General features: G+C 70.1%; 6 protein-coding genes. 3 read left to right on the top strand and 3 right to left on the bottom strand.

Features of this window, described 5'->3' with window-relative positions:
* The first annotated feature begins 421 nt into the window (after nt 1–421).
* Together VPH61_RS13925 and VPH61_RS13920 are read left to right on the top strand one after the other, a co-directional pair.
* Complete coding sequence (locus tag VPH61_RS13925) at nt 422–697, top strand: glutaredoxin family protein (protein ID WP_332064100.1); 276 nt, start codon at nt 422–424, stop codon at nt 695–697.
* Nucleotides 698–845: 148 nt separating this feature from the next.
* Nucleotides 846–1,478 (top strand): hypothetical protein, encoded by a 633-nt coding sequence (locus tag VPH61_RS13920; RefSeq protein ID WP_332064099.1) that lies wholly within the window; start codon nt 846–848, stop codon nt 1,476–1,478.
* A 49-nt stretch (nt 1,479–1,527) separates the two neighbouring features.
* Here the strand turns inward: VPH61_RS13920 and VPH61_RS13915 are convergent, their stop codons facing one another.
* The gene (locus VPH61_RS13915; RefSeq protein WP_332064098.1) at nt 1,528–2,529 is read right to left on the bottom strand and encodes an LLM class F420-dependent oxidoreductase; all 1,002 of its coding nucleotides are present in this window, start codon (nt 2,527–2,529) and stop codon (nt 1,528–1,530) included.
* Nucleotides 2,530–2,692: 163 nt separating this feature from the next.
* On the opposite strand from VPH61_RS13915, the gene VPH61_RS13910 reads away from it, so the two are divergent.
* Nucleotides 2,693–3,040, top strand: a complete 348-nt coding sequence (locus VPH61_RS13910) for a hypothetical protein (protein ID WP_332064097.1) — start codon at nt 2,693–2,695, stop codon at nt 3,038–3,040.
* Between the two features lie 48 nt (nt 3,041–3,088).
* Here VPH61_RS13910 and VPH61_RS13905 read toward each other — a convergent pair whose 3' ends face one another.
* Both VPH61_RS13905 and VPH61_RS13900 read right to left on the bottom strand, forming a co-directional pair.
* A complete protein-coding gene (locus tag VPH61_RS13905; RefSeq protein ID WP_332064096.1) occupies nt 3,089–4,273 on the bottom strand; it encodes a baeRF3 domain-containing protein in 1,185 nt (394 codons plus the stop codon).
* A gap of 86 nt (nt 4,274–4,359) precedes the next feature.
* A complete protein-coding gene (locus VPH61_RS13900) occupies nt 4,360–5,856 on the bottom strand; it encodes an FAD-binding oxidoreductase (RefSeq protein WP_332064095.1) in 1,497 nt (498 codons plus the stop codon).
* Nucleotides 5,857–6,000 lie beyond the last annotated feature (144 nt).

The following is a 6,000-nucleotide window of genomic DNA, read 5'->3' as shown; positions in this document are numbered from 1 at the left end:
CGACCCCGGCGGCACCTGGCGACCCGCGACCAAATCACCCACCAGACTCGCCAACCGACTCGAACGAAGACCCGACAACCACCCCGCCGAGCACGAGCACGAGCACGAGCACGAGCACGACGATCACCGCGGACTCGACTACCCACCACCCGAACGCAGAACGGCCTGAAACGCTGAACCGAACGCAGCATCACCCGAACACAGGAACGCCTGAACATCGGGCACCCTGCACGCCGTCGTGAACGGCCTGAGCAACGTGGGTGCTTCGACGGAAGCACTCGCCGCATCACCGCCATCGGCGCGACGCGACGCGACGCGACGGACTACAGCGCACGACGCACGCAAGCTGCACACACGCACACGCACACGCACACGCACACGCACGGGAATATTCGACAGGGTACCCACGTAGGTTATTGGTATGACTTCCCCTGCGACCGACCTGAACCCTACCCGCGTCACGATGTACGGCGCCGAGTGGTGCGGCGACTGCCGTCGCTCGAAGCGCCTGCTCGACGCGCGCGGAGTCGACTACGACTACATCGACCTCGAGACAGTGGCCGACGGCGCCGACCGCGCCAAGGCGATCAGCGGCCGCACGCAGATCCCCGTTGTCGTCTTCCCCGACGGCACGCACTTCACCGAGCCGACCGACGCCGAGCTCTCGACGAAGCTCGACGAGGCCATCGCCGCGTAGGCAGCGCATGAGCGAACGACCCAACGGCGTTCGGATCGCGTAACAAACGAGCCTGGCGCCGGCAGCGAGCGTAGAACTGAGGCATGCCCCAGATCACCATCGCGAGTCTCGCGCACCGATCCGGCTCTCTTGCGGCGGTGAGCGCGCGATGACGCTCACGCGCATCCTGCCGAGCCTTCGGCGCTCGATCCCCGATCCGATCTCGAGCGACCACTGGCCGGCGGCGACCGTCGCCACCATCTCCGATGTCATCGTCGACGGCGTCTCGCTGCTGCGCGTCGTGGAGCTCTGCGGCACGCCTGCGGTGCACCTCGGGCCGGCGTCCGTGCCCGGTACGGCGGGGCACCTCGCCTCCGCGGCGGAGCACTCGGGCGTCATCGTGGTGCGAGTGGTCGAGGCATCCGCTCACCTCGGCCGCAACGCCAGCGGCAACAACAGCAGCAGCCGTACCGGCGCCAGCAGCGCCAGCGGAACTGGCCTGGGCAGCGCCAGAAGTGGCGAGCGCAGCGCAGTGCTCGACGCCGACCTCAGCGCGCTCGCCCCCGTCTGGGCCGAGGCGCGGCTCATCGGTCGCACCTCGGTCGCGCGCGTGACGCCGACGACGCTCACGAGCCAGGCGAGCGGATGCTCCGCGCCCGCTCCGGTGGCATTGCCCGGGGACCTTCGCGCCGGCGACCTGCTCGCACTGCCCTATGCGACGGTGACCCACGACGCCGGCATCGCGCGCAAGCGCAGTCACGATGTCCGCGAAATCGCCCTCACCGGAGAACCCGCGACCTGACCGTCGCCACTTGAGCGGAGCCACGCCGAAGGCGGAGCCGACCCTCGGGCTAGCGCAGGGCCGGCACGACCTCCGAGGCGAAGAGCTCGAGCCCCGAGCGGTCGTACGCCGCCTCGGGGAAGTAGTGGATCGAGTAGCCGAGGCCCAGTTTGCGGCGCTCGGCGAGCTTCGCCGCCACCTGCACGGGGGTACCGACGGCGGAGTTCGCTCCGTGGTAGTTCTCCTGCATGAGCGATGCGGCCTTCTCGGCGCCGAGGAACGGCGTGAGCCTCGCCTCGATGACGGCGAGGCGACGCGCGACATCCGCTTCGTCGACGCCGACGACGGTGTTGAAGTTCGACGACCGGGTGATCGCATCGAAGTCGGTGCCGAGTCGCTCGCAGTGCGCGCGCAGCACCTCGCTCTTGTGCGAGAACTCCTCGGCGGTGCCCGTGAAGTTCGTGTACGAGGCGTACTTCGCCGCGATGCGCAGCGTCACCTTCTCGCCCCCGCCGGCGATCCAGAACGGGATGCCGCCCGGCTGCACCGGCTGAGGCTGCACGATCGCGCCGTCGACCTGGTAGTACTCGCCGTCGAGGGTGGCCGAGCCCGTCGTCCAGGCCTGATGCATGATCTCGACGCCTTCACGCAGTCGCCCGAGTCGCTCGGGTACGGGCGGGAAACCGTAGCCGTAGGCGCGCCACTCCTGCTCGTACCAGCCGCCGCCGATGCCCATCTCGAGGCGACCACCCGAGACGTGGTCGATCGTGGCGGCGACCTTCGCGAGGTACGCGGGGTTGCGATAGCTCATGCAGGTGCACATCTGGCCGATGCGAACACGCGACGTCGAGGCGGCGAACGCCGCCATGAGGCTCCATGCCTCGTGCGTCGCCTCGGTCGGCGACGGCACCGGCGTGGTGTGGAAGTGGTCATAGACCCACATCGACTCCCAGACCGAGTCGGGCGCGTCGGCGTATTCCGCGAGCGAGCGCATCGTCTGCCAGTGCTCGGCCGGGTCGATGCCGACGAGATCATAGCGCCAGCCTTGGGGAACGAACATTCCGAATCGCATGCGTTCCAGCCTACGGTCGGCCGGCGAACCGCCCTGCACCAGGCCTGCCATCGGGCCGGCCAAGAGCGACCGCCCTCCGCCGGAGCCCTCCGTAGCGCCCTGGCCCTCAAGCTCAGCGCCAGCACTGAGGCGGGCTCATCTTACGGTCACTACGTTCGGATGAATGAACGGACAGCAGCACTGCGAATACTCTGCCTCCGACTTCGAGGCGACCGTCATCGAGACCACCGACACCCGACTCATCCACGTCTCCGGCCACGGCCTCTGCGCGAGCCCCGGATGGACCGTCGAACTCGTCGCCGCCAACCCCGGTGTCGTGCCCCACCCCGAGAGCCTCTGGCTCGAGCTGCGCGAGACGCCGCCCACCGGCGACCGGCCCCGCGTGCTCACCGAATCCAACGTCGAGGCGATGATCGAAGACGCGCACGCGCAGCAGGTCGTCATCCGATTCCGCTGGCGCGACGGATTCGTGCTCCCGCTCCGCGAACGCGTGATCGCAGCCCGGCGCTGAAGGTCACCAGTACCTCACGCCAGGCTGAACCTCACGCCGGGCCGAACCTCACGCCAGCGCGAACCGCAACTCGGCCATCGCCGGCCCCGACCACACCGTGCCGTCGAGGTCGTCGCTGCGCACCGTGACGACCTTGCCGCCCTTCGACATCACGAGCAGGGCGAGCTGCGGCAACAGGTCGCCGGCATGCGTGCCGTCGCTCAACTGCTCGTCGGCGCCGTGCCCGCTCGCGAACTCGATCGCGCCCGACTCCCGGTCGAGCGTGCCGTTGACCGAGGTCGTGAAGTCGAACCACAGCACCTCGACCTGCCCCTCGGCCGCCTCACGACCGATCGCTGCCAGGTCTCGCTCGACCCGACCTGCGGTGCCTTCGGTCAGGTCCCGCAACGCGGCATCCGCTTCGGCGATGTTCAGGGCTGCCAGCTGCTCGCGCAGTGCTTCGTCGATCTCGGCAGCGACGAGCCGATCGGGCGCGCCCGGGACGCCGACGATGCGTCGGCCGTTGTGCACGCGATCGATGAAGAGGCTGAGCAGCGGCTCGGCCGCGAAGACGAAGAGCGGCACCCGCTCCTCTGCGTCGCGCTGCGCGAGCTCGTGCCGAACCGCGTCGCCGACGCGCTTGGCGTAGAGCTCGAAGAACCCCTTCTTGCGCTCGTCACCCTGCACGCCACGATCGCCGTGCATGCCGCCGCGGGGCTTGTCGTCGTTCGACGGGTCGCGGTTGACCGCGTCGTCGAGGCTCTTGTCATGTGCGTCGTCCACCTCGAGCGGCACCGCGCGCTCGGTCGAGGTGGCGTGCCACAGCGTCCATTCGTTCGCCGAGAGGGTCAGCGCGAAGGCCTCCTGGTCTTGGCTCGGAGCCCGCAGCAACTGGCCGAGCGTGAAGTGCGAGCCGACGTGCACGGCGTCATCGAGGCGGTTCGGCAGCACGAACAGCTCAGAGAAGTCGGGTGAGACGAAGATCGCCATCGACCTCGCGAGGGATCCCCACAACTGGAGGTCACCGAGGATGCGATCGCGTTCGGCGCGGATCGCGGCGATGTCGGCGCCGGAGACATCCGTGCCCTTCAACCGCTCGAAGGCCTCGTCGAACGCACTCTTGACGGCGACCTCCGCGCGCTCGCGCTCGCTCACGACCGGCGACGTCGAAACGTACACCGTGATCGCCGGGTGGTGCGGGCCCGCCAGCGCTGCGAAGTCGGCGGTCGTGGGCAATTCGTAGTGAACCGTCATCGTTTCCTCCCCCGGAATCGAATGTGCGACAGCAATGTCGCTCACTCCCACCCTATGAAGGGTGGGGCGTGAGCGACACCCCCAGCTCAGCCGATCGGATGGTTCGAACGAATCACGTTCGCCGGGTCGACGGCCTGCTTGACCGCGCGCAGGCGGCCCAGCTCGTCGCCGAAGAACCGCTCGGCCGGGCGTGCGTGCTCGGCGAAGTTCAGATAGTCGCTGCCGGCGCGCCACGGCGCGACGGCCGAGAGCAGGCGATCGAGCGACTCCGCGAGCGCCTCGCGGTTGCCCGGCATCGCGATGCCGACCCCGAACAGCAGGAAGCCGGCATCGAAGCCAACCGTCACGCCGGGCTGCGGCGTGCCCTGAACGGATGCCGCGGCGCGCGCGACCGCCGGATCCAGCATGCCCCCGAGGTGACGGACCTCGGCGGAGAGCAGCGCCGACGAGGCATCCGGCCCGACCGCAGTGACGAAGGCGCGGATCGCGGCGGGCGTCAACTCGGCGAGCAGCAGGCCGTCGCCGTGGCCGGGAACCGGCTGCGGCGGGTCCATGTGCAGCTGCAGCAGCTCCGCCGACGGCTGCGGGTGCACCGTGTCGACCTCGGGCACGAGGGCACGGAGCGGCGCAAGCAGCTCGTCGACCCGGGCCGGGTCCTCCTGCATCGCGACCTCGACGACGACGAGCGAACGACCAGACAGGAAGGGCGGCAGCTCGGGCATCGGGGGCAGCCGCAGCACGCGGGCGATGGACGTGACGGAGGCGGGCACGCCGTCGATCCACTCCGACCAGGCGGTGAACACCTCGGCGGTACGCTCGATGGGCCAGAGCAGCATGCCGGCACTCAGCTCGGGCACGTCGAAGAGGCCGAACTCGAGCGCGGTGACGACGCCGAGGTCGCCGCCGCCGCCGCGGAGCGCCCAGAACAGCTCGGCCTCGTGCTCGGCGTCGACCCGTCGTGCGACGCCGTCGGCCGTGACGAGCTCGATCGCCACGACGTGGTTCGCGGCGAGGCCGTGCGAGCGGGCCAGCCAGCTCACGCCGCCGCCGAGCGTGTAGCCGACGACACCGACGTCGTGGGAGGAGCCCGCGAGCGCGGTGAGCCCGAAGGGCGCGGCAGCAGCGACGACGTCGCCCCACTGCGCGCCGGCCTCGACGCGGGCGATGCGCGACTCGGCATCGATCTCGACGCCCCGCATCTCGTGGGTGCGGAGCAGTACGACCCCGGCGAGCCCGTCGTTCGCGGCGAGAGGGCCGGCGTTGTGGCCCGTGGCCTGCGGAGCGATGGCAAGGCCCAACTCCTTCGCCGCGCGCACGACGTGCACGACGTCGTCGGCGGTCGCGGCCACGACGATCGCGGCGGGGCGCTGGTCGACGGCGAGGTTCCAGGCTGCGCGGGCGTCGTCCCAGTCGGGGTCGCCGGCGATGAGCACTCGACCGGCGATGCGGTCGTCGAGCGATGCGAATGCCTCCCGGAGCGAGAGCGTGGCGGTGCCGGTCGTGGAGGTGTCGTGGGTGTCGGTCGTGGCGGTGCCAGCGGTGATGGTGTCGGTCGTGATGGCCGACGGCGCGGGGGTGTTCACGGATATTCCTTTCGGGTTCGTCGCGGGCCCATGCGCACCCTTCGGGGCGGCGCTCCGACGGCCGCACTGGTCTCAGGCGGCGCTCGCAACGAGAACCCATGCAACGACGGCGAGGCCTCCCCCGCGTCAGTGGCCGCCCTCCGA

Source organism: Agromyces sp. CCNWLW203, assembly GCF_036576125.1.
In the GTDB taxonomy this organism is placed as follows: Bacteria; Actinomycetota; Actinomycetes; order Actinomycetales; family Microbacteriaceae; genus Agromyces.
Note: the sequence above shows the minus strand (reverse complement) of the source record. Positions and strands in the feature narration are given on the sequence as shown.

Excerpts from the sequence above, each read along its gene's own strand:
- VPH61_RS13925 (WP_332064100.1), top strand. The coding sequence starts at position 422 with ATGACTTCCCCTGCGACCGACCTGAACCCTACCCGCGTCACGATGTAC.
- VPH61_RS13920 (WP_332064099.1), top strand. The coding sequence starts at position 846 with ATGACGCTCACGCGCATCCTGCCGAGCCTTCGGCGCTCGATCCCCGAT.
- VPH61_RS13915 (WP_332064098.1), bottom strand. The coding sequence starts at position 2,529 with ATGCGATTCGGAATGTTCGTTCCCCAAGGCTGGCGCTATGATCTCGTC.
- VPH61_RS13910 (WP_332064097.1), top strand. The coding sequence starts at position 2,693 with ATGAACGGACAGCAGCACTGCGAATACTCTGCCTCCGACTTCGAGGCG.
- VPH61_RS13905 (WP_332064096.1), bottom strand. The coding sequence starts at position 4,273 with ATGACGGTTCACTACGAATTGCCCACGACCGCCGACTTCGCAGCGCTG.